This window comes from Candidatus Methanoperedens nitratireducens (assembly GCF_900196725.1).
Classification (GTDB): domain Archaea; phylum Halobacteriota; class Methanosarcinia; order Methanosarcinales; family Methanoperedenaceae; genus Methanoperedens; species Methanoperedens nitroreducens_A.
Genome location: NZ_FZMP01000054.1, coordinates 1 through 2,470, shown reverse-complemented (window position 1 = coordinate 2,470; position 2,470 = coordinate 1). Strand labels below are relative to the sequence as shown.

Below are 2,470 nucleotides of genomic sequence, written 5' to 3'. Positions count from 1 at the left end.
AACCCTGTATCCTGTATAGGCAAGGGCAATAAATATGAACACCAGCACCCAGGTATCGTTTTGCGGAAAACCGGTCACAGGAAAATTTCCCCAGACCCAGCCAGGTTCGGTAAAAATTGATTTGCCCTCTCCAACAGTGGCACCCCCTCCTGTATGAACTTCAAAGACGAGACCGGGTGCTGCCATCAGGGACGTAAACAAATTTGGAAGGATTATTCCTACTCCCAGCAGCGCCACTGCAAAGAGTGCCACAAGAGAGGGCAGGTAATATAGGGGATTATACCCTCTTTTATTAATCTCTTTTGAAAGTATATTCAATGCTGCAGGAACAGCCATGCCGGAGATGGGCACAACTATATGGAACCATGAATAATTGGCTATTCCGAAACCATAATTAAAATTAACATATGGCAGCACCGCAATTAAATCGATTAAAAACATGGGAACCGCAGCAACAACAATATAATCCGTTGACCTGCCCCGTAAGTGATCAGCTATGGATTGAACAAATATAAATATCAAAAATATCATGATGAAGAACAGAGCGCCGGGCCAGGTTATATGGAATGCTGCAAGCATTATCCCTGCAAGTATGGAGTACAACACCGGTTTTTCTTTTAAATTTTCTTTTAAATTCAGTCCTGAAAGTTTTATATTCCTATCTCTGCCTGCTTTTATTGCAAGCATGAAGAGAGCCATTGCCACAGTGCTGAAAAAAACCTCGGCGACATGGTGATCTGTGAATCCAAGCACTGAGCGCATGAAGAATCCCGGCAGAACAGTGATCATAAGTGCTGCAAGCAGGCCCGCACTCCTGTTATACAGCAGCTTTCCTATGTAATACACCGGGAAAACGACAAGCGCACCCAGTACACCGGGCAGATAGGCGGCTATGGCGTTCACAGTCTGCATGTTGTAACTGCCCATTCCTGCGATGAGCGAGAGAGTAGCGATCATTTGAGTCCACAGGGGTCCCCAGTGTACCGAACTGCCAGTGGGGTAGATAGTAAATGCATCGTAGAAAATCCTGTGCGGAAAATTATTCAGTGTATTTTCAACAAGACGCATCTGGAATACGGCATCATCAGAAGCAAATGCAACATAGCCGTTCCTGAAAACGCTGTCGTATGGCATTACAATCCGTAAGTAAAGGGACAGGGCGAATATAACCAGAAGAATTATGCCTGGTATATAGCTAAAATAAGGAGGAAAATTTAACCTTTGCTCTGATTTTTGTTCTTTATCTTTTCCCGCTCTTACGGATCTCTCTTCCCGCTTCTTTTTGTTCTTAGTCATACTTAACCCGTGCCAGTCTGGTTATTCATGTTCCTTCAAGTTAGCCTCTATATCAAATCCAGGGTCACAGTGCCGCCATTAAGAACATCTTCTTCTCTGACATTAACAGGCTTTGAGATGTTGCCTGCAGTCACTGTATAAGGACCTGTCGGTTTGGTATCGAACTGGGTTTCTCCCGTGATTGGACCGAGGGTCGAATAGGGAACTGTGAACTCATAAGTTCCGTTCGAAGAAGTGGTCTGCGAATATTGAATAGTCCTTCCGATATTTGTTTTGATGGTATCTGTCAATGTTACTGTAGCGTTCGGCGGTGCATGTCCTTCGATTTTCGCACCTTTCACATATTCAAAAATTTTTACAAGACCGGAATTCTCTACTGGAATATTCCCTCCATATAAAGTATTATAAATATATTTATAAGTCTGTTCCTCATATCCTCCGAACGTATTTGGATTTGCAGGAGATTCGTGCACCAGTCTATAGTTCTTTAAGCTGTTGCCGTCAAGAATATGGAGCTTTGCCTCCATATTATCGTAATACTTCGAGGAAGGCACAACCTGAAGTCCCTGGCTCGTCTGAATTCGCACGCGATAGTCATCATCTTTGTTCCAGATTCCAAATATATCCATTATTCCGTATGCCATGTAACCGTTACTCACTATGTACCGGGCGCCGGGTTTTCCATTTATTCCCAGGGCATCAAGCACTTTATTCGCTTCATCCTCGCTCTTTGCGGTCAGGAAAGTAGAAGCTCCAGGCGCATGTGTCTTTCCTCCACCGATACCTGCCTGGAACGGGTTTGCATTGGGTATCCTATGCGCCCAGTATGTAATAATATGTCCATAGTCCCACCAGCTCATGACCCCGTAAGCACTCTCCGGATACGGGTACGTGCTGTTTTTGGGTTGTTCATAAATGGCAGAATAATCTAATCCCGGATCTGGCGTATTGTAGCGCATCCAGTTAAGAGCTTCCATCCACTCATCGTACCCGCCGCCTGAAGGTTCCCCGCCTCCATAGCGTGATTCCGGGGACGAATTCGCGGTGCCAATAGCGGTCATTACAAGACTCGGATACACAAAGAAAAGAACAAGCATCGCTACAAGGATCAGGGAAAGTACGTGAGACAGGCTGATGTTTTTGCCCTGGTTTTCATACCATCCCCCGAACTTCA

At 45.0% G+C, this 2,470-nt stretch carries 1 protein-coding gene and 1 pseudogene; both read right to left on the bottom strand.

Annotated features, from left to right (window positions below):
* The coding region (locus MNV_RS04875) for an STT3 domain-containing protein (RefSeq protein ID WP_306453619.1) at positions 1-1,296 on the bottom strand (1,296 nt) is incomplete at its 3' end.
* Between the two features lie 47 nt (positions 1,297-1,343).
* A pseudogene (locus tag MNV_RS19345) lies at positions 1,344-2,470 on the bottom strand (oligosaccharyl transferase, archaeosortase A system-associated); the annotation flags it as partial.